Origin of the sequence: uncultured Bacteroides sp., from assembly GCF_937912035.1 — a bacterium.
Taxonomy (GTDB): Bacteria; Bacteroidota; Bacteroidia; order Bacteroidales; family Bacteroidaceae; genus Phocaeicola.
This window is the reverse complement of record NZ_CALDPF010000039.1, coordinates 195,412-217,426: the sequence shown is the minus strand read 5'-3', so window position 1 is coordinate 217,426 and position 22,015 is coordinate 195,412. Positions and strand designations below refer to the sequence as shown.

The 22,015-nt window shown below is 37.6% G+C and carries 19 protein-coding genes; 2 read left to right on the top strand and 17 right to left on the bottom strand.

Features of this window, described 5'->3' with window-relative positions:
- Positions 1 to 51: 51 nt before the first annotated feature.
- Together Q0486_RS11830 and Q0486_RS11825 are read right to left on the bottom strand one after the other, a co-directional pair.
- A complete protein-coding gene (locus Q0486_RS11830) occupies positions 52 to 1,392 on the bottom strand; it encodes an outer membrane beta-barrel protein (RefSeq protein WP_299233499.1) in 1,341 nt (446 codons plus the stop codon).
- Complete coding sequence (locus Q0486_RS11825) at positions 1,389 to 1,934, bottom strand: sigma-70 family RNA polymerase sigma factor (RefSeq protein WP_299233496.1); 546 nt, start codon at positions 1,932 to 1,934, stop codon at positions 1,389 to 1,391. Before Q0486_RS11825 ends, Q0486_RS11830 begins: the two co-directional genes overlap by 4 nt.
- Before the next feature lie 155 nt (positions 1,935 to 2,089).
- Between Q0486_RS11825 and Q0486_RS11820 the strand changes: the two genes are divergently transcribed.
- A complete protein-coding gene (locus Q0486_RS11820; protein WP_299233492.1) occupies positions 2,090 to 2,872 on the top strand; it encodes a NigD-like C-terminal domain-containing protein in 783 nt (260 codons plus the stop codon).
- Here Q0486_RS11820 and fmt read toward each other — a convergent pair.
- The 14 genes from fmt to Q0486_RS11750 all read right to left on the bottom strand — a co-directional run bounded on the left by fmt (position 2,786) and on the right by Q0486_RS11750 (position 18,624).
- Positions 2,786 to 3,757, bottom strand: coding sequence for a methionyl-tRNA formyltransferase (fmt, locus tag Q0486_RS11815; protein WP_299233489.1), 972 nt, complete (start codon positions 3,755 to 3,757; stop codon positions 2,786 to 2,788). The genes Q0486_RS11820 and fmt overlap by 87 nt on opposite strands.
- Before the next feature lie 10 nt (positions 3,758 to 3,767).
- Positions 3,768 to 5,564: a chloride channel protein gene (locus Q0486_RS11810; RefSeq protein ID WP_299233486.1), complete on the bottom strand. Its 1,797-nt coding sequence runs from the start codon at positions 5,562 to 5,564 to the stop codon at positions 3,768 to 3,770.
- Between the two features lie 21 nt (positions 5,565 to 5,585).
- Positions 5,586 to 6,149, bottom strand: a complete 564-nt coding sequence (locus tag Q0486_RS11805; RefSeq protein ID WP_154044658.1) for an L-threonylcarbamoyladenylate synthase — start codon at positions 6,147 to 6,149, stop codon at positions 5,586 to 5,588.
- Positions 6,150 to 6,165: 16 nt separating this feature from the next.
- On the bottom strand, positions 6,166 to 7,266 hold the full coding sequence (locus tag Q0486_RS11800) for an Mrp/NBP35 family ATP-binding protein (RefSeq protein ID WP_154044637.1): 1,101 nt from the start codon (positions 7,264 to 7,266) through the stop codon (positions 6,166 to 6,168).
- Positions 7,267 to 7,343: 77 nt separating this feature from the next.
- Entirely contained in the window at positions 7,344 to 8,102 is a 759-nt protein-coding gene (trmB, locus tag Q0486_RS11795) for a tRNA (guanosine(46)-N7)-methyltransferase TrmB (protein ID WP_299233481.1), read from the bottom strand.
- A 106-nt stretch (positions 8,103 to 8,208) separates the two neighbouring features.
- Complete coding sequence (locus Q0486_RS11790) at positions 8,209 to 8,859, bottom strand: hypothetical protein (RefSeq protein ID WP_299233478.1); 651 nt, start codon at positions 8,857 to 8,859, stop codon at positions 8,209 to 8,211.
- A 466-nt stretch (positions 8,860 to 9,325) separates the two neighbouring features.
- The gene (locus Q0486_RS11785) at positions 9,326 to 9,766 is read right to left on the bottom strand and encodes a hypothetical protein (RefSeq protein ID WP_299233475.1); all 441 of its coding nucleotides are present in this window, start codon (positions 9,764 to 9,766) and stop codon (positions 9,326 to 9,328) included.
- Positions 9,767 to 10,023: 257 nt separating this feature from the next.
- Positions 10,024 to 11,043, bottom strand: coding sequence for a branched-chain amino acid aminotransferase (locus Q0486_RS11780; protein WP_299233473.1), 1,020 nt, complete (start codon positions 11,041 to 11,043; stop codon positions 10,024 to 10,026).
- 173 nt (positions 11,044 to 11,216) lie between these two features.
- Complete coding sequence (locus Q0486_RS11775) at positions 11,217 to 12,662, bottom strand: hypothetical protein (RefSeq protein WP_299233471.1); 1,446 nt, start codon at positions 12,660 to 12,662, stop codon at positions 11,217 to 11,219.
- A gap of 63 nt (positions 12,663 to 12,725) precedes the next feature.
- Positions 12,726 to 14,498 carry a DUF6057 family protein gene (locus Q0486_RS11770; protein WP_299233469.1) on the bottom strand — a complete coding sequence of 591 codons (1,773 nt, stop codon included), beginning with the start codon at positions 14,496 to 14,498 and terminating at the stop codon, positions 12,726 to 12,728.
- 31 nt (positions 14,499 to 14,529) lie between these two features.
- Positions 14,530 to 14,739, bottom strand: a complete 210-nt coding sequence (gene xseB, locus Q0486_RS11765) for an exodeoxyribonuclease VII small subunit (RefSeq protein ID WP_299233466.1) — start codon at positions 14,737 to 14,739, stop codon at positions 14,530 to 14,532.
- A gap of 10 nt (positions 14,740 to 14,749) precedes the next feature.
- Positions 14,750 to 16,048 carry an exodeoxyribonuclease VII large subunit gene (gene xseA, locus Q0486_RS11760; protein WP_299233461.1) on the bottom strand — a complete coding sequence of 433 codons (1,299 nt, stop codon included), beginning with the start codon at positions 16,046 to 16,048 and terminating at the stop codon, positions 14,750 to 14,752.
- Between the two features lie 8 nt (positions 16,049 to 16,056).
- On the bottom strand, positions 16,057 to 17,424 hold the full coding sequence (locus Q0486_RS11755; protein ID WP_299233459.1) for a S8 family serine peptidase: 1,368 nt from the start codon (positions 17,422 to 17,424) through the stop codon (positions 16,057 to 16,059).
- A 57-nt stretch (positions 17,425 to 17,481) separates the two neighbouring features.
- The gene (locus Q0486_RS11750; RefSeq protein WP_299233457.1) at positions 17,482 to 18,624 is read right to left on the bottom strand and encodes an acyltransferase family protein; all 1,143 of its coding nucleotides are present in this window, start codon (positions 18,622 to 18,624) and stop codon (positions 17,482 to 17,484) included.
- Between the two features lie 300 nt (positions 18,625 to 18,924).
- On the opposite strand from Q0486_RS11750, the gene Q0486_RS11745 reads away from it, so the two are divergent.
- The gene (locus Q0486_RS11745; RefSeq protein WP_299233455.1) at positions 18,925 to 19,866 is read left to right on the top strand and encodes a nitronate monooxygenase; all 942 of its coding nucleotides are present in this window, start codon (positions 18,925 to 18,927) and stop codon (positions 19,864 to 19,866) included.
- A gap of 86 nt (positions 19,867 to 19,952) precedes the next feature.
- Here the strand turns inward: Q0486_RS11745 and Q0486_RS11740 are convergent, their stop codons facing one another.
- Positions 19,953 to 21,980, bottom strand: coding sequence for a family 20 glycosylhydrolase (locus Q0486_RS11740; RefSeq protein ID WP_299233564.1), 2,028 nt, complete (start codon positions 21,978 to 21,980; stop codon positions 19,953 to 19,955).
- Positions 21,981 to 22,015 lie beyond the last annotated feature (35 nt).

The following is a 22,015-nucleotide window of genomic DNA, read 5'->3' as shown; positions in this document are numbered from 1 at the left end:
CACTGTTCAATCACCATTTAAACAATGTTTGAAAAGTCTTTTTTAATATATTCATTTGTTCAGACTAAACCTAAATCCCAACTGAAGATTGAAATTCAAAGGCTTATCCTTGCGGATAGTAAGGATTTCTGTATTATCATCGAAATAATATATAACTCCAGGTTCAAGGTAAAAGCTCAACAACTTATTTAAATTAGCCTGAACACCTACAGATGCCAAGACTGAAAATTGTAACGGCTTCACATCCAATTCCTCACGACCTGAACTTTTTCTGTCGTTATCATATACGCATACTGTTTCTACGGAACCGGATACACACTTTTCCATCATACCTCCTGCAGAGGCATAGAAAGAAAAAATATTGTTATTCCATACAGAACGCTGAACCTTCAAAGGAATTCCAACGTAATGCAACTTCTGTTTATCCTCTATATAAGACTTAGCTCCGGAACGAAGTTCAGAATAAAGATAAGTATAGTTAAGTCCTGACTCTAAAGCCCAATATTCGTTAATATTCCACTTGACAGAAGCTCCTACAGTAAACGGTACATGGTGTTTCACATCTGTATATGTCTGTCTTCCCATGTTATTGAACAACATCTGACTGTATGATGCGGTTGCATCAGAAACCTCTCCTACCACAACATCATTAACTTGGCTAACAGATTTTGTCGGAAGCGATAAGCGAGACATACCACTAAAACTGTTACTTGATGAATATGGTACATTTCCGGTCATGATTCCTATCTGAAAGTCACCACTCTTTCCACGTTTATTTTCAGCCATAGCCAGATAAGATACATTCCGTCTCACGGCCTCACGATCTTCCAAAACTCTTTTCTTTCTTTTTTCTCTTAGCGAAACCTCATCTTCTGTTACATCTTCTGTTACTTTGGAATCTGTTATAGCCTCAATATCTGAATTTACCTGTTCATTACCTGACAAGCCATTGGTATCGAATGCAGCCATGGATTTTTGTGGTAAATTACGCGTATGATTATTTCTCTGCTTTATACTGACAACAGAACTTTCAGTTTCAGCCACAGATTCTGACATTAATGATTTCACATTTTCCTGAGTGCCAGCGGCATCAGATAAAACCAAATTTCTTTCAGGTGCCTGGATTATTTCACTATTTTCTGACAACACAGAATTTACCTCATTAAGTTCAGAGTTAGAAGTCCAATACCATACCGAGACACTTGATATGGCCAATACCAAAGCGGCAGCTGCGGCAACAGACATCCATTTTCTCCACATCGATATAACCTTTGGAGCAGGAGTTGATATTTCAGATTCTATCTTCTCCCATAAACCGGCAGGGAGAGGCTCCGAATAGTTGTCCATCCGACTACGAATATCATTTATCCATTTGTCTTTCATTTCATTCATAAGCTCTTCCTGTATTCATTAATTTTTTTCATTAACAATGTCTTTGCTCTATAAAACTGCGACGATGAAGTATGTTCTGATATGCCAAGCATGGCAGCTATCTCCTTATGGCTTTTCTCTTCGAATACGAATAGATTGAAAACTGTTCTATAGCCGTCTGGCAATTCCTTTATCATCCTCATCAATTCCTTGTTCGGAATATTGTTCACATCTCCATCATCGTCTAACTGCGTATCGGGCAATTGCTCAACCAAAGTTTCCTGCTGCATCTGTACGTTTTTTTTTCTTAGATAGCCAAGCGCCTCATTCACCATCACCCTGGAAAGCCAAGCCTTCAACGAACCGTCACCCAAAAATTTAAACTGACCTATCGACTGATATATCTTAATCATCCCATCATGAAAAACATCTTGAGCTGTATCACGGTCGCCAATATACCGAAGACATATAGCCAATAGCTGACCACCATAAACCTCATAAAGCCGTTTTCTGGCATACGGGTCCGCATCCACACATTTTAAAGCTAATTCTTCTTCGGTCATATTTATTTTTTTGTTCTAATTATATAATGAAGTGATAGCAAAATTACTGCTTTATATAACACAATTTTTTTTATTCTTTTTTTTTAACATGAATATATGCAGTAATCAACACTATGACACATTTTCAAGACAAAGAATCGTAAAATACACATAATATGAAACTTAAACATAAAATAATCAGTATTATCGGACTTTGCGCTTTTGGTATTTATATGTCATCATGCCTTGACAACGAGAAATACCCGGAACTGCATTCCACAATGGGAACTATCACCAACATAGAAAGTCCTACAATAGAATCTGACTCATACGGTAAACTTATACCCGACAACCCGGATATAATAAGGATGTATGATGCAGACAGTATAGGACAAAGAGTACTTCTAAGCTTAAGTTTTCCAAATACAGAAGAAAATGCCAAAGAGGATTCAGGAAAAGAAGTTACAATATACGACTTTTACAAAGTTCTCACCAAAAAAGCAAACGACACAAGAAATCAGGACAGCGAGCCTATAGAGAACTTCGGAGAAGATATAATAAACATAACAAGTGCCTATATAAGCAAAGAGCACTTGAATATTGAGTTTAATATCAATGGCAATAATGAAACAATCCCTCACCGTATCAGTCTGCTTCTTACAGAAGAGACAAAGATAGACGATGAAGGATTGGTATATGTGGAGTTAAGACATAACAAAAACTCCGACTATGGAAACAAACTCTACTGGGGAGTTGTTTCATACACATTATCAAGTATTCCTGAATACAATGACACTGATTTTAAAGGATTCAGAATCTCTTACATGAGTTCAGACAACACTAAATCGGAAATTACAGTAAAGAAACAGGAATCAAATCAGGACAGTGCTGTCAGAAGCATGAAATCCACGCAGGAAATCGGCTACAGGCATCCTCTTTTTGCCGGCCAACTGCAATGACAACACATTGACATATCCATCTGTAGAAGCTACATGCAGATAAGTTTTATTGTCTGTTACTATGCTTCCTGGTTTATATTCATGATTGCAGAAAATCTTTTCTGTCTCAAATATCTTCAGCATGACCGGAGCTAAATCGCCCTGATGAAGTTCCGTCCATGCTGCCGGATATGGCGACAATCCTCTAACGAAGTCATACACTTTCTTTACTCCGGCACTCCAGTCTATACGGCATGTTTCCTTGAAAATCTTAGGAGCCGGACGCAATTCCTCAACTTTTACCAGTTCTTCCTGAGGAGTGGTCTTCACGTTTCCTTCAAGTATTGCATCAACAGTTTTCAAAACCAAGTCACCTCCAAGCATCATCAGCTTGTCATAGACTATTTCTACATTGTCTGTATCGGCAATAGGCACTCTTACCTGGTCTATAATCTCGCCGGTATCTATCTCATGCTTCAGGAAGAATGTTGTTATACCGGTTTCTGTATCACCGTTTATCACAGCCCAGTTTATAGGAGCAGCTCCTCTGTATTGAGGAAGCAATGATGCATGCAGATTGAATGTCCCCATAGGAGGCATGTTCCATACCACTTCAGGCAACATTCTGAAAGCAACGACAATCTGCAAATCAGCCTTCAACGAACGAAGTTCCTCTACGAAAGTCTCATCCTTAAGTTTTTCAGGCTGCAATACCTTCAATCCCTGCGATACCGCATACTGTTTCACAGGGCTAGGCTGCAGGACACTGCCATGACGCCCCATTGGTTTGTCAGGCATAGTAATAACAGCCACCACATTATATCCACCTTCCACAAGTCTGCGCAAGCTTTCAACCGCAAACTCTGGAGTACCCATATATACTATACGCAAATCTTTCTTTTCCATAATCATAAGTTTATTCTGCCGAGAAGTCAACAAGCACCTGACGGTAAGTGTTTAGCATCTTCGACTTAGAAACAAATCCTTTATATTTATTATCCTCATCCACTACCGGAAGATTCCAGGCCTTTGTAGAATCGAATTTCTCCATCACCTCTTCCATGGAATCCGTAGTGACAAGTTTAGCCTTCGGAACAGTCATAAAACTTTCCACAGTATATCTGTGATACAACTCCTGACGGAACATTATATTCCTTATGTCGTCAAGATTGACTATTCCTATGAGCTCGTCATTGGCATCTATCACAGGGAACATGTTTCTGCTGGATTTTGAGATAACCTTCACCATCTGTCCCAAATCCATTTCAGGCTTTACGGTAAGGAAATCTGTTTCCATTATGCTCTCTATATTCATCATTGTAAGCACAGCCTTGTCCTTGTGATGTGTGATAAGTTCACCTTTCTTTGCCAGACGCATGGAATATATACTGTGTGGCTCGAACACCTTAATGGTGAGGTATGCAAAAACTGAAACTATCATAAGCGGAAGAAACAATCCGTACCCTCCGGTAAGTTCGGCAATAAGGAATACACCGGTAAGCGGCGCATGCATAACCCCGGACATAAGTCCTGCCATACCCATAAGAGCAAAGTTTTTCTCAGGTATATACGTACTTCCTATATTGAATTCATTGCATAAATGCGAAAATACAAATCCGGCTATACATCCCAGGAACAGACTTGGTGCAAATATACCACCGCATCCTCCACCACCATTGGTCGCACTTGAAGCAAATACCTTGAACAGGATGATAAGCAACAGATATACAACTAAAAGACTACTGTGTCCATAGAAAAATGAATTATTCATCACTGTATCCCATTCGGCGCTCGACGTTCCGTTAAGAAGGAGTGAAATGGTGTCATAACCTTCACCGTACAGAGGCGGGAAAAGGAATATCAGCACACTAAGCATTATACCGCCAAGCACAAATTTGGAGTAAGGACTTGAAAATCGTCTGAAAATATTCTCTATCCAGTTCATGGAACGTGTGAAATACCATGCTATCAAGCCACAGAACACTCCCAAAGCTATAGCATAAGGAATACGCTCAAGGGCAAAAGGATAATCAAGTGTAAACTGGAACATAGCCTCTGTTCCTGTGAGCAGATAAGACATACATGCCGCTGTGACACTTGAAATCAGCAATGGCAACAAAGAAGCCATTGTCAGGTCGAACATAAGAACTTCAAGCGTAAACACCAAGCCGGCTATAGGTGCCTTGAATATTCCTGACACTGCACCTGCAGCACCACAACCTAAAAGCAACATAAGAGTCTTATGATCCATTCGGAACATACTTCCAAGGTTAGAACCTATGGCAGACCCAGTAAGGACTATAGGCGCCTCAGCACCGACAGATCCACCACAACCGATGGTTATTGCTGACGCACATACGGACGACCATACATTATGCCCTTTTATCCTACTCTGACGACGCGAAATGGCATACAAAATCTTAGTCACACCATGACTGATATCATCGCGAACAATATATCTGATGAACAGTCCGGTTATGAAAATTCCGGCTACCGGATAGACCAGATACAGCCAGTTGGCTCCTGTTGTATCAAAGTTTTCAGTAAGGAATTCCTTTATATACTCTACAAGGAATTTCAGGACAAAAGCAGCCAGAGCAGTAAAGATACCTACCAGGAAACTAAGTATGAGTATGAACTGCTTATCGGTGATATGCTTTTCTCTCCACTTTATAAAACTCTGCAAAAAAGAAAATTTTTCCTTAGTCTTCATTCTCCAGCAAATTTATATCAACTATTCTCTGATAACTTTTACAGTACCACCCTTTCCGAGCTTTATTATACTTGAAGGTTTTGCAGGACCGGTCTCATCCCTTCTGTAATCTACGATGTAGTCAACCGCATTCTTTATTTCCTCGCTTATTTCACTGAACACAGCCGGTGCTGGCTGACCGCTTATATTCGCAGATGTAGAAACAATAGCTTTCTTGAATCTGAAGCACAGCTGTTTTGAAAATTCCTCTGATGTAACCCTTATACCCACACTTCCGTCTTCTGCAATAAGATTAGGTGCCAGATTTCTGGCTCCGTCGTAAATTATAGTAAGCGGTTTTGTAGTCATATCTATAAGATCCCATGCTACACTAGGAACATCGCTTACATAAGATTCCACTTTTACAGGACTATCTACAAGCACCAGCATAGCCTTGCTGTCTGCCCTGCGTTTAATCTCGAAAACTTTCTTTACCGCTTCTTCATTTGTGGCGTCGCAACCTATACCCCACACTGTATCTGTAGGATATAGAATAACTCCACCTTTGTACATGACGTCGCATGCCTTTTTAATTTCATCGTTCATCATAAGCCCAATATAATTATTTGTGTGTCTGAACTATCTGTGTCGGAGCCATTTCAGCATTACGCTTTTCTGTCTGTTCCACCACATTCTTGGCAAGTTCTATAAATGCCTGGCCTGTTATAGAATCCTCATTGAGAGCTACAGGAGTACCGTTGTCTCCACCTTCGCAAATGCTCTGTACGATAGGAATCTGTCCCAACAAAGGAACATTAAGTTCTTCTGCAAGTCTCTTTGTTCCTTCCTTTCCAAACAGATAATACTTGTTTTCAGGAAGTTCGGCAGGAGTAAACCAGGCCATATTTTCCACCAGACCAAGAATTGGAACATTCACCTTGTCATTCTGATACATATTTATACCCTTACGCGCATCAGCCAATGCAACTTCCTGAGGTGTACTTACTATCACCGCGCCTGTTATTGCAAGGTTCTGCAATAGAGTAAGATGAATATCGCTGGTTCCCGGAGGAGTATCAAGAACAAAATAGTCAAGTTCTCCCCATTTGGCATCGCCTACAAGCTGTTTCAAGGCATTGCTTGCCATAGCTCCACGCCAAAGTGTGGCCTGCTCAGGACTGACGAAAAATCCTATAGACAAAAGTTCGATACCGTATTTTTCCACCGGTACAATCAAATCACGTCCGCCAACTTCTTCTGCATATGGACGAGCGTCTTCCACCTGAAACATTTTAGGTACGGAAGGACCGAATATATCGGCATCAAGCAATCCAACCTTGTATCCCAATTTCGAGAGAGCTACAGCTAGGTTTGCCGCTACAGTTGACTTGCCTACACCACCCTTACCGGATGACACTGCAATAACATTTTTCACCTGTGGAAGGAGTTTACCAGGTTCAGGACGTGCCGCCTGCTTGCTTTCAGTGGTGATTGTAACTTCTACTTCTTTCGAAACGTATGTATGGATAGCTGTTTCAGCCGATTTGACTACTGATTTCATAAACGGATCTGTAGGCTTTTCGAAAATAATAGAAAAGCTAACCTTCATTCCGTCAATTCGAAGATTGTCGGCAACCATTTCTGCCTCGACAATATTTTTTCCGTTTCCCGGATAACGCACTGTTGAAAGCGCGTCAAGAATTAATTTTGGATATAGTGTCATATATTTTTTATTTAAACATCGTTTAAACAGTATTTAAACACCATTCAAACGCCTATATAGTTTATTTATAGAAAATCTTATTTGCTTGTCTTCAAACCACTTCTTTTGCTGCGGTTATAACTTCTGTAATCATCAAGTTCTATTTCCACGTCCGGTTCCTTCAGTTCACCTTCCTTAGGCAATCTGAACTTGATATACTTGATATTCAAACCTCTGTCAAGCCACTGCTGTTCGTAATATGTACGAATACTTAGAATATCATCATCCATACCCGAATGATAAAGGTCATCAGTGATAAACTCTACAGGCAAGTTATTGGCCTCTATCATATATTTGGTATATGTAAACATGAAGTTACTGTCTGTTTTAAGATGTACGATTCCACCCGGAACAAGGAATTTCCTGTATCTTTCCATGAAATAAGTAGATGTAAGACGCTTTGTAGCCTTCTTCATCTGCGGATCGGAAAATGTAAGCCATATTTCGCTAACCTCACCAGGTGCGAAGAAACGGTCTATAATTTCTATATTGGTACGAAGGAAAGCCGCATTTTTCAATCCTTCATTAAGAGCCTCCGTTGCTCCTGTCCACATACGTGCTCCTTTGATATCAACTCCTATAAAATTTTTGTCTGAATATCTTCTTGCAAGTCCTACGGTATATTCACCCCTTCCGCATCCCAATTCCAAAACAATAGGATTGTCATTCTTAAAGAAGTCACGATTCCAGTTTCCCTTCATTTCGAAGTTTACATCATCAACCACCGAATACGGATATTCAAAAACATGCGGATATTCCGCCATATCTGCAAATTTAGCCAGTTTACCTTTTCCCATGTCAAAATAAGTAGTAATTCAGAAGCCAAAGATACTACTTTTTTGTCAATTAAGTCTAAAGTTTATGTTTTAACAATTAACGCACAATGAATCATATATATGAAACTTATATATTATCACCATAAATCACTGATTTATGTTCAATATCTATCCATTTCTTCTTTATTGCATAAACGTAAAATAGTACTAATGCATAGACAATTATAGATATAAAAAACAGTACAAAAGAAATAACTGCAACTATACCATTAATTTTTGTATCAGTCTCTTCCTGTATGTATTGTAAAATATTATGTATATTAAAAGGCATATTCTTTTGTTCAAATAAAATAATATTTTCATCCAATTTTTCAGCAAAAGACTCAAAGAAAGACAGATAAGCATCAACTCCCATAAGACGTGTTAAAAAAGACACATCTTGTGTGTATTCATTCAAATTATGCTTCATTTGTTTTGTATCTTGAAGCATATTTCTAATCTTTTCCTTATCCAATATTTGTTCAGTATATCCAGGAGATATTTCGTTTAGTTTTTTTTCAGTTATATTTATACCTGCACCAACAAATTCCGTTACAGCTCCAGGAATAAATCTTGTAGAAATAAGCAGTGGCAAAAATATTATACATGAACCAACCGTAACGACTATAGCTAAAGTCCTATATTTTGACTTATCCAATGTACCAAGAACATATTTTATTATAAAATAAGGTAAAGCTAAAATTACAGTAATGTAAATTATAAATAAGAAAGTATCCATAATCAAACGTTTTTTTTGTAAACCACAGTTTTAGCAGGTTTTTTAGATTTAAAAATACTCTTTAAAGTCTTTAACCAAGAAATCTTATAAATTTTCAGTTTCTTATATTGTTCCTTTTCATTCAAATCTTCTAATACTAATTTCACCAACAACCTTCCACATGGAGCTTTCATATATTCCTCAAAAGAATTTGGATTAAAATTATCCTTATTAGTTTCGATTAGTTTTTTATATCTGCGTTTTTTAGCTTTCCATGTTTTAAATATACTAATAGAAGATTTAAGACAAACCAACGAAAATAAAATTTGAACATAAATACAGTACGACGCCAAACTGGATAACGGTAAAAATATAATGCCTATCCCCACTAATAAAATGAGGAAGGCATATATATTGATATAAATAAATCTTCTGAAAGTTGAAATAGAATATTCACACATCTTTTACAACCCCAAAAATTAAAAATTTACTGAGCAGCAGAAATAGCTTTATAAAATGCTTCAACAACTTTTTGTGCTTCTTCATCAGAATCTATATCCGACAAAAGAACTTGCGTTCTCTGAGTAAACGCATCATAATATAAATTATATGACTGACAGAAACATCCACACAATGTACCTTCTTTTAAATAACCAACTTCCTTAACACTGCTAGGTAAAAGGAACTTAACATTTCTACCTACATTAAATACCCATAAAGCCTTAAACTGTACAATTTCAACAACACGTTTATCTGTAATTACAACAAATCCTTGACGCTTGTTTCCCAATATTAAATTTATAAATCTAATAATTGTACCTATAATTTTTGCAATAAAATTAGAACTTGAAGCCCATAATTCAGCTTCCAACTCCATAACCAAATTTTCTCCTTCGTTTAAAACGAGCCCTGATTTTAAGTTTGCCATAGTATAAAATTTTTTTATTGTCCCTACTCTTTTTAGGCTTTTCGGGTTTCTCCTTTATTTCATTTAATCATAAATACTAGTTTGGATATGTAGATACATCTTGTTAATTATTTAAGGAAAATCAACTATGGCAAATATACATTATTTTTTAACAAAAACAAATTTTTATAATAAAAAAAACTATTCGAATTACTTTTTACAAAAAAAGCTGCTTAATTATAAATGGTTAAGCAGCCTCACAATATTTCTATGTCTTTTTATTCCACAATCATCACCCAACCGTATGGATCTGCCTCATCACCATACTGTATAGCACGAAGTTTGTTATAAAGCTTCTCGCTGACAGGTCCCGGTTTACCGTCTTTTGCAATAACATATGATTTATTGTTCTCAAGGTCATCAATACGCTCTATAGGACTGATAACTGCAGCAGTTCCGCATGCACCGGCTTCTTCAAACGTTTCAAGTTCTTCTTCTGCAATAGGACGTCGTTCTACTTTCAATCCCATATCCTCTGCCAATTGCATAAGACTTCTGTTTGTAATAGAAGGAAGTATTGATGTAGATAACGGAGTTACGTATGTATTGTCCTTAATACCAAAGAAATTGGCAGCTCCGCATTCGTCGATATATTTCTTTTCCTTAGCGTCAAGATAAAACTCGCTGGCATAACCTGCATCGTGAGCCATTTTGTTTGCACGAAGACTGGCTGCATAATTACCTCCGACCTTGAAAGTACCGGTTCCTAGAGGAGCAGCACGGTCGAACTGACGAATAATAACGTATGGATTGGTAGCGAAGCCTCCTTTAAAGTAAGGTCCTACAGGAGTGACAAAGACTACGAAAAGATACTCACTAGCCGGATGAACACCCACCTGAGCTCCTGTACCGATAAGTAAAGGACGGATATACAGCGATGCACCGCTCTCGTATGGAGGGATGAAACGTTCATTAGCTTTTACCACTTTCTTAACAGCCTCACAAAAGAGTTCTGTTGGAAATTCAGGCATCAGAATACCGTTACAAGTACTTTGCAGACGCTCGGCATTTGCTTGTGGACGGAACACACGGATTTTTCCATCCTTACCTCGATAAGCCTTCAAACCTTCGAATGCTTCCTGACCATAGTGCAGGCATGTTGCAGCCATGTGTATATTCAGTGTCTCTTCCGAACAGAGTTCTAATTCACCCCACTTTCCGTCGCGATAGTAGCAACGTACATTGTAATCTGTCTTCATATAACCGAACGACAAATTAGACCAATCTATTTCTTTCATAACCTTATTATTTAATATTTTCAAAATCCAATGATATTACGTTGACGGCAAATGTAAGACTTTAATTTACATATTCCAACACTTTTGAATAAAAAAAAGCGTTTTGATAACCTTATGCTATTCTATGTCTCCAAATTGATTTACAATGAAAGAAGTACATATTAATTGTTTCTTTACTTACATATTTTTAGTACATCTTTCACATCTAAATGGACTTTATCTTTTACCAGTTCAGGAATATTGAATGAATACATAAACTTATTGTAAAAATCAGGATCTTCTTGAGGCACAACAAACGCTTTACTGCATTTCCCATTTTCGTCAACATGAACAATATAAGGACTCGTATACAGTCCATCCATACGTCTACTGCTAAAGACAAGCCATCTGCTGTTACTGCTCCATGAATGATAGCTATCAACATTATCACTATTAGCCCCATTCATCTCAGATATTGTCTTATTTTCAAAATCATAAATATACAGATCTGATTCTCTATGCCAAATAGAAAAATTACCATAATCGGATTCAGTGAAAACCATAAATTTTCCATCCGGAGAAACCCGTGGAAAAGATGCGCTACCATTATATTCATTACAATTATATATAGTATCCACACTAGATGAAAATTTTCCTGATTCAGCATCAAATCCAATAGAGCAAATACTATATTTCACTTTATCGAATACCTGTGGCAAATTACGTTTCTCGGCGGTACAAAACAACAATGATTTTCCATCAGGAGTAAAAGTAGGAAATGTTTCAAATGAGATAGGTGAGAATATAAGAGAATCTGTAAGTACTTTCTGTTTCTCAGTATCAAACACTATAACATCTGACGTCAAGTCGTAGACTTCTATCCTATTAGAATCACAGGAATGAAAAGCCTGCTTGGTATCATTGGTTGAATATGCTATATACCTTCCTGACGGATGCCATGAAGGATAAACAAATGATTTTACATTTGATATTTCAGAGGGAATTATTTTTTTTATACTTTCTCCTTTCTTGATATATGTCCCTCCAAATACAGCCCTCATATGAAAAGACATATTTTCAGGAGTATTGTTACTGAATGAATGACAGTTAATACAGTTGTTTTTCGTATTGTTATTGCTTATAATAGCACTTTCCTGATAAGTAGACAGATTTCTCTGATATATTCCCATTTTATTCCACAACTCATACCCCGGCGCTATCAGTCTATATACAAGCCATGAATCTATTTTATCTTTCGAAATATACCATGAAAAAGGTTTATAGGCACACCACTTGTCTTCTTTCTTTGTATATACTCTGACACTTACCGAATCACCGGCTGTCTGTTCGATCATTTGCCTCCAGGCTTCCTCTTCAATAAAAAATTTATTATTCCTGGATTTTACAACCAGTTTTCCACCTTTACCTTCAATAGCAACCACACATTCTTCGGACTTATCTTTAATACCAAAACGTAATGGAGCTATATTAACAGGTATTTTAACATTAATATAATCTGGATATATCTCAGGATATTTTTCCAAAAACTTTTCAGCATACGGTTCTTCATTCCTTACGCAAGAAAAGGCGAATAATAAAGACACCATTGCCACTATAAGATGTGAAAAATATTTTATCATACTCATTATTACAAACTACAAAATTTCTATTATTTGAATTCTTAGTCAATAAAAAACTACATACTATTGGGCAAACATAAAATAGAACCAATAAGTATCTGCATATTTATTTTTCAAAGCAAAAGCAATACTACCCCCGTTTTTTCGCAATGTCAGGACGTCACTGCAGTAATTTTTAAAACGAGAAATCACACTTTCACTTATCCCGTACTTTTTCCATTGCTCTTCGGTTTCCTTTTCATGCATCATTATATATGCTTCCTGAAAATACAAAGGCATAGGTTTTGCTATTTTCAAATATTCATCGGCCAATATATTGAATGCCTGAATATTTTTCGACAATAGACATAAAGATCCCAAATACTCCAAAGCTGGATTATATTCAGGATAATTAGTTATAATTTTGTATAATCCGTCTGCAAACGTTTCCGAATTAATCAATCCTGATGTATTTTTTATACATTTTCTGAGTTCACTAAGTTCATGATCATTATCTATTAACTCAGGATTTTCTACGATTTTACTATAATATTTAGCCTTATCTTTATAGAAAAGTGTACGCATCAGCATCGAAATATACTTATCTGCAACCTTATAATGACCCATTATAATATTTGTCTGAACAAGCCTCATCAGCATTCGCGGGTTCATCGAGCTTTCAGTACCTACTAATCCTTCAAAAGCCATCTCCTGAGAAAGAGCTACATTACCCATTTTATAGAATACATCACTCAAAAGCATAGACGAATTCAAAGATTTATTCCAGGAAATGACTAGCCCTCTAGGTCCGGACTGACGAAACTTTAACAGTTTATTTCCCAATATTCCAAGCTCAGCCAATGCCAGATTTTGATAACATGCATGCATATAATTCTGTCCTGGACGCAATTCTTTAAAGTCAAGTATTTCCTGCCACTGACCTGTACGGGTATAGTAATCCAACTGTTTTGCGTAATAATTTTGTAGAGGATTATATTTTATTGTTCCCTTATGCAATATATATCCGGCAATAACAACTTGCAAAACAATAGATAAAACCGAAAATGTCACAGTTCTCTTATAATTGAATCTATTTAATACTACAGCCAAAAGAACATTCAACAAAATGGCTATAACTACATAATAATGTAAAGGTTTAGAACCAAGTTGCGAATTATAATACATATCAAAGCTAAAAGCCTGGCTAAGATTAATAAACATACCGCTCTTATATAATATATAAGGTAGTAAGATACTAAAAGGTATATTAATCAGACTAATCCATTTACCGGACTTTTTCTCTGTATATATATCATATATAACAGCAGCAAATACAGCTGTAAATATTGCAGATCCTGAAATGTAATATCCCGACCAAGAGCAAAACATCATAAACAATAAACGCAGCCAGAAGCTATTTATCCTAATATATACATTAACGACCAACAATGAGAGCAGAACCGAAAATGTCCCCCACCAATGATAATTAAAATCTGTCTGGGCCCATAATAACGTTATTCCCGGAAGGAATACAAAAATGGGCATAAACAACTGTTGTAGAGAAATTTTCTTCCAAATACCATATACCCCAATGGCCATAGCCAGAAAAACAAATGATGATATAGCTGCGCCATAATACGGATTGATATAAAATTGAGTGATAAATGCAGATATATACGACATTAATCCACCTATATTGAATATTCTGTTTACAGCATAATCCGAATCAAACAGGAACATATCCAACTGCTCTATATATGGATAATTATAGGCAAAATATCTTACATTATACCAGAAAATAATAGCAAACAGTATTACTCCCAAAGAAAAATATAATACAAATCCTTTAGCTTTCATAGTCTCAATATGTTCTTAAGTCTTCAAAAAACTACTCACCTTCCATACGTCCGTCTTCCAGCATTTTCTTTATTTCCTCGTCCGCCTTATATAATTTATCCTTACAGAACTTTATGAGTCTTTGAGCTTCCTTAAGACTTTCTCCAAGCTGATCTATATCCAGTTCACCACTCTCTATTTTTGCTACAATAGTCTCAAGCTTTTTCATTGCATCTGTGTATGTTTCTTTCTTTGCTGCCATAATTATATTCTTATTTTACTATACTTTTAAATTTACCAGTAGCCAATACAGTTTCTACCTCATCACCAGGTTTTAGAGCAGAAATGTCCCTGACAGATTTTCCATTAAGGAAAGTTATACTATATCCTCGCTTCAGAAGCTGTTCCGGAGAAGCTGCTTTCAAGACCCTATCCATTAACTCTATCTTATGTGTTTCCTTATCTACGACAGAACGTACGTACATCAATAAACGGGGGTAGACATCCATTCTATGCTGTTCCACCAGAAAACGTTTTTGCCAGGCCATAACCAGACGCGAATACACACGTTCACAACGCATATTCTCTCTCTGAATTCCGGACTGTACTACCAACGGTATTCTCGATATAAGTCTGTTCAGACGTTCAGACTCATAATTCAAACGTTTAGATATTTCATTGCTTATTCTACCGGACAAATCTTCCAGTCTTGAAGCTGTTTCCAACATTCTACCTATAATATATTCAGCCGCTGCAGTCGGTGTCTTCACTCTGGTATGCGAAACCATATCTATCACCGTATCATCACGTTCATGACCTATTCCGGTAATAATCGGCAAAGGGAATTGAGCACAATGAGCCGCCAGATTGTATGTATCAAAACCAGACAAATCGGATGTAGCACCTCCACCACGGATAATCACCACAACATCCCAGTTGTCGATTTCTGAATATATTCTTTCCAGGGATGATATTATGGTTTCCTCCACCCTGTCTCCCTGCATTATGGCAGGAAAAAGTTTTGTGTAGAATATAAAACCAAACTTGTTGGAATGAAGCTGATTACAGAAATCACCATATCCTGCAGCAGTAGCCGATGATATAACAGCTATTCTCTGTAGAGGCTCAGGCATTTGCAGTTCCTTGTTCATAGTCAGGATACCTTCTTCGTCAAGGCGCATCAGAATTTCCTTTCTCCTGCGTGCCATATCGCCTATAGTATATGCAGGGTCAATATCTACAACAGTAAGAGAATAACCATATAGTTCATGAAAGTCAACTGTAACCTTAACCATAACCTTTATTCCTGACACAAAAGCCTGGCCTGTTTCACTTTCGAAATACGGACGTAATCTCATGAAAACATTGCCCCATATCACTCCACGAGCCTTAGCTATCAAAGCATTACTTTTCGGATCTTTCTGTACGAATTCCAAATAACAATGACCTGAATAGTTGGAACGAACATCACTCAATTCCGCCTGAATCCAATACTCGTCCGGGAAAATAGTATGAATTCCCCTGCGAACAAGAGTATTCAACTCGTATAAAGACATTGTATTGCTTTCCATTGCCAATGCTATTTTTTCATCTCCTTCCCTATACGATAAGCCTTCCACATATCAGATATTCCGTAACCGAATATATTGTCAGGATAATCATACCTATCAGAAGAACGGTGAACCACATCAATAAGTTCTTTTACGGTAAGCCATGGACAAGCCTGCCAAAGACATGTTACAAGTCCGCAAAATATAGGTGATGCAAAAGAAGTTCCATTTCCATAAGATGTACCTCCATTTGGTCCAGCTATACTTGAATGAAACCCTACAGCCATCACGTCAGGTTTGATACGTCCATCAGCAGTATTACCCACTGAAGAAAAATCTGCATTTACACCATCTACATTAACAGCACCTACAGTAAGGACACCTTCAGCATCACCTGGAGGAGTAATTTTCTTCCAACTTGAAGCGCCAGAATTTCCGGCACTGCATACTATAAGCATTCCTTTTGAAGAAGCAATATTTGCCGAACGTGACATCATTGAAGTACGTCCGTCAAGATCACGATAGGTATAATTATCAGCTACATTGTCAAATGAATAATAACCGAGTGAAGTATTTACAACATCTACCCCAACGCTATCAGCAAATTCCACAGCTGCAGCCCAATAATCTTCCTCAGCAGGCTGCTCGGTATCATTGTCTTCACTTCTTAGAAGCCAGTACGAAGCCTCAGGTGCTGAACCAACCATTACTTTTGGCATATTTACAGCCATACATGAAAGAACTTTCAGTCCATGATTATGTTCAGCATATATGTCAGACTCTGGATTTACAAAATCCTTAGTACCAAGGATATGCAGTTTACGGAAGAACTTCATTTTATCCACATTATAATATCCGGCATCAATAACAGCTATATGCATCCCCTCACCACGGAATCCGGCATCGTGAAGGCTGTCGCCATGATGAATCTTTATCTGGTTTGCAGCAACACCGTAATATTCATCCGTTTTTTTCCACTCATTAGTTATTTCCTTTTTTCTATCCTTGTTTCTCGGGAAAACAGTATCGGGCGACACCCACACTTTTCTTATGTCGACCACAAAAGGATTCTGTTTGAACCTTGAGGCAGTTTCCTCATCCTGAGTAAGCATAAGCACTGTATTATTCCATTTGCTCTGCATAAGATACTTTCCTCCCTGCTCTATCAAACGGTCTATATAATTTTTGCAGACAGGCAAATCTGTAGAATCAACAGATATTCCTTGTCTGTTCCTACGCTCTAATGCGCGTTCTGACAAAAATTCCTGTGGTCGATCTAAGCTATAAGTAGTGAGTGATTTGTCTCTCAAAGTGACACGATATTTATATGTTTCCGAATAAGAGTACAAACACCCCAAAAAAGATAAGCAAAAAAGTAGTAAATTTCTTATTTTCATACAAGTTAATATGTTATACGTTACAAAGATATGACAAATTAAACACTGTTGAAATACTTATCCGACAATATATTTTGAATTAGGCAATTTGCTAAGCATATACACTGTGCCCCACGAGCATGCAAATGCTATCACAGTAGCAGTAGGAACTATCATGGAAAGAGGAACACCAATGAATTCCACTAGAAGGAAACTTGGTCCTACAAAAAAATAGTGTACACAGTATATTCCAAATCCGCAATCAGTAAGATTAGCTAAAGCACGACGTATTTTTTCCGAATTCACATTCACATATCTTGCAATCATGAATATAGGTATAGTCATCATCACTACATTAGGCGAGCAATAAGTGAAAAATAGCTCCATACCTTCTTCCGTGACATCCGGATCGGAAATCATGTACCTGAATCCTACTAAAGTAACAATAAAACCAATGGCAAACATAGGGATTCCCCAAATAGAAAGTTTTCCTACAGAAGGTTTGTCAATATTCCCTAGATAATGGCCCAGCAACAGATACCCATTGAAACCTGCAAAATAATATAACAGCCCGAATGAATTCCACGAACATGTTCCTAACAGATATTCAGAATAAAAAACCATAAGATATGGCAAAAACAATGTAGCCATCCATGCAACAAGAAACCATTGTTTCTCCCTATTGCTAGCCTTCTCTACCCACGACGAGAAAACAGGCATATAAAGATATAAACCTATAAGTGTATATACATACCACATAGGAGTAGCATATACAGTAAAGTGTACAGGTATCATCGCTATATTCTTCAAGGCATCAGCGAAATCAGCAGAAGGATTCGGATCCCATGGAAAGAAATCAATTACAAGTTCTTTCGTTCCGCCAATAAACTGAATGAACCAAGGAGCGAGATTGAACAAAATTGACCATAAGAGAAAGGGGAAAAATACTCTTGGAATCCTTTTCTTGTAAAATGCAGATGCATTCTGACGTACAGGCAACAATAAGAATCCTGTCATCATGACAAAAAGAGGAACACAAGGGCGGAGAAAAGACCCGTATACAGATCCCCAAAAACTGATATCAGGGTTAGAACGTGCTTCAGGAGAAGCATTTAACGGATCAGTACAATGGCATGCTATCACCAACAGAATAGCTATCAGCCGCAATACATCAAGCCATACAATTCTTGGCTTGTGAGTGGACATTGTTTGATTATTCATATTTTTGTTATTTTTGCATATTAGATTATGCTATTACTAGTATATAGATTCTCTGCAAAATTAAATAAATGTATTAGCTAAAAAAAGAGTTTTTTTGTTTTTGATGTTTTTAAATCGAAGACAATTTATCTTAAATAAAACAGCAACTGAACATCGTTAAAAAAATGACCTGTCATTCGATCTTAAATGACAGTTCATTTTAAATAGAAAGACAGTTCATTTTAATACGAGATTTTGAGATATAAAAATAAGCCTTTTTTGTTACATTCTTAAATTAGGATAAAGTTAAATTAATAACAAATGAAAAACAGAATAACAGAACTTTTCGGAATAAAATATCCGATAATATCAGGAGGTATGGTATGGTGCAGTGGTTGGAAACTCGCATCAGCGGTAAGTAATGCAGGAGGACTTGGACTAATAGGTGCAGGATCAATGTATCCTGAAGTTTTGAGAGAGCACATACAGAAATGCAAGGCTGCAACTGATAAGCCTTTCGGAGTAAACATTCCATTGATTTCAAAATATTCAGAAGAGCTGGTAAAGGTTGTAATAGAAGAAAAAGTTCCAATAGTCTTTACTTCTGCCGGAAACCCGAAAACATGGACTGCCATACTGCACGAAAACAAAATAAGAGTTGCACACGTAGTGGCAAGTACAAGGTTCGCGCTTAAATGTCAGGAAGCAGAAGTAGATGCTGTAGTGGCAGAAGGTTTCGAGGCAGGAGGACATAACGGCAAGGAAGAAACCACTACAATGGTTCTGATACCTCAAATCAGAAAACACTTGGAAATTCCTTTGATAGCTGCAGGAGGAATTGCAACAGGAGAAGCCATGCTCGCTTCATTCGCTTTGGGTGCAGAGGGTGTACAAGTAGGAAGCCGTTTTGCCATTACAAAGGAAAGTTCGGCCAATGAGAACTTCAAAAAATTATGTATTGGACTTAACGAAGGAGACACTATGTTGGCCTTGAAAAAACTTGTACCTACACGATTGATAAAAAACGATTTCTACCGTGATGTAGAAGCTGCAGAGAATCGTGGAGCCTCAGCCGAAGAACTGTCAGAAATACTGGGTAAAGGAAGAGCCATGAAAGGTATATTCGAGGGGGATTTATCAGAAGGTGAGCTTGAAATTGGCCAGGTGGCGTGTCTGATAAACGACATTCCCTCAGCTGAAGAAGTTATACAGACTATGATAAATGAATATAATGAAGGTATAAAGCATCTTTCATCAATATAAAAAAATGACTTTCTGTTTGTAAGTAAGTAGAACATAAAAAGCTGAACTACTTACTTGCAGACAGAAAGTCACATAACAGAAAATTTTTATTTGACTACTATTTCATCAGTAAACAGTACACCGCCAAACTTATCGCTAGCCAATGCCTGATAACGTACATATCTGCCGTTAGCAGTTCCAGTCCAGCCGAAGTTCTTGAAAGAAACCTCATCATCTCTCACTACCTCATGTGAAATTTCAGACAATACGGTAAAGTTTTCACCGTCTGAAGACACAGAAATTATAACCTTGGCAGGCATGAATACTTCCGGACCGCAAATCTGCATAAAGTCTGCAGCTACCGAGTGTATCTCTGTTTCTTTTTCCAAATCAATCACAACATCTACCCTATTTTTTGTTACAAAACCCTGCCATAGATGGTCATTATAATTCCAGCCTCCACGGAGACCGTCAGTAAGAGTTGCCTCTCCATTCGCAGGATAGTTTTCCCAATAAGGAGCATTATATTTCACTTTCTTACCCAAAGCAAGATGTTCTATAGGAGCCTGAGCCTCTTTACGATTACCTATTTCATTTTTAAGGTCGAAAGGATTATAACCTTTCTGTTTGAGTTCATCAACTATCTTCAAGGCACGTGCATGGAAATCATCCCAAGAACGATTTTCCTGATTGGACCATGCCACCTCTGCCAAAGCTATCATTCGAGGATAAAGCATATATTCCACATGTTCTTCTGTAGGAACATACTCAGTCCACAGATTAGCTTGAACACCATATATAAGTTCTTTTTCCGAAGCTGAAAGCGAATCAGGGACAGGATTATAGCCATAGACCTTGCTCAATGGAAGATATCCTCCAATAGCTTCTGGTTGTGAATAAGGCGCATCCTGATAACCATCCAGATAGCAATACTGCCCTGGCGACATGATTGTTTTCTGACCGGCTTTTACAGCCTTTAATCCGCCCTCTGTTCCTCTCCAGGACATAACAGTAGCATTTGGAGCAAGTCCTCCTTCAAGAATTTCATCCCAGCCCAAAAGATTACGGCCATGACTGTTCAAGAATCTCTCCATACGGTGTATCATATAACTCTGAAGTTCATTCACATCCTTAAGTCCTTCCTTTTTCATACGGGCCTGACATAACTTGCATGTTTTCCAAGAAGCTTTTCCAGCCTCATCACCACCAATATGGATATACTCTGAAGGGAATATTTCCATTACCTCAAGAAGCACATTTTCAAGGAACTCAAAAACTTTCTCATTACCTACACAGAAATCAGCCTGCTTGTATGGAACATGTGTACACGACAGTTCCGGATATGCGGTAAGAACCTCTTCCGAATGTGCAGGCATCTCTATTTCAGGGATAATAGTAATATATTTCTTAGCTGCATATTCTACAAGCTCACGCATCTCATCTTGAGTATAATATCCTCCTTGTGCTCTAGGATCTGACTGTTCGCAATATTTTCTGTCACCGTTCCACCATTCTTTCCATACAGCCTGCGGACGCCATGCCGCAAACTCTGTAAGTCGTGGGTATTTCTTTATTTCAAGTCTCCAGCCTGCAGCATCCGTCAGATGCAGATGAAGACGGTTTATCTTGTAGTATGCAAGAAGATCAATCTGCTTCTTCACAAACTCTTTACCATAGAAATGACGTGAGACATCAAGCATCATACCTCTATATTGGAAACGTGGTTCATCCTTTATTTCTATATAAGGTATTTCCGAAGACTCGGCCGCCATTTGCAACAAAGTTTGTACACCGTAAAACAATCCGGCACCGGATAAGGCTTCAATCATCACTCCTTTCCCATCAACCGAAAGTCTATAACCTTCGGCTGATTTAATACCTTCCAACGACGGAACAACTTTCAGCAAAATACGATTGTTACCACCTTCTGTTTCAGACGATTTCACTTTCAATGGTGAAGCAAGCAAATAAGACGAAAGATTCTTCTTGTCAGCATCCGGAGCTTCAACCGTAAATGTAGTAGAAGTATCAAGCTTGAACACTCCATTCTGCCATTTTACCTCAGAAGGAACCGGAGTTACCGACAACTTTCCTTCAACAACTTTCTCAGCACATGACATCAGATTCATCATCATGACTCCAGCCATAGCGAAAAAGCAAATAAATGAGT